1 protein-coding gene is annotated in these 211 nt (G+C 67.3%); it reads left to right on the top strand.

From position 1 onward, the window contains the following. The coding region (locus tag EOB49_RS36275) for an SIS domain-containing protein (RefSeq protein ID WP_127383601.1) at positions 1-211 on the top strand (211 nt) is incomplete at both ends.

Raw genomic sequence — 211 nt, 5'->3', positions numbered from 1 at the left:
CATCGCCATGTCGTGGTCGGGCGAAAGCAAGGAACTGATGGGCATCGTCGCCTATTCCAGGCGCTTCTCCATCCCGCTGATCGCCATCACCGCCGGAGAGACATCGGCGCTGGCGCGGGCGGCGGACGTGGTGCTGTTGCTGCCGCGCGCGCCTGAAGCCTGCCCGCACGGCTTGGCGCCGACGACATCGACGCTGCTGCAACTGGTGATG

It is taken from the genome of Mesorhizobium sp. M7A.F.Ca.MR.148.00.0.0 (assembly GCF_003997735.1).
In the GTDB taxonomy this organism is placed as follows: domain Bacteria; phylum Pseudomonadota; class Alphaproteobacteria; order Rhizobiales; family Rhizobiaceae; genus Mesorhizobium.
The sequence above is the reverse complement of the archived record's forward strand: the minus strand, read 5'-3'. Positions and strand labels throughout refer to the sequence as shown.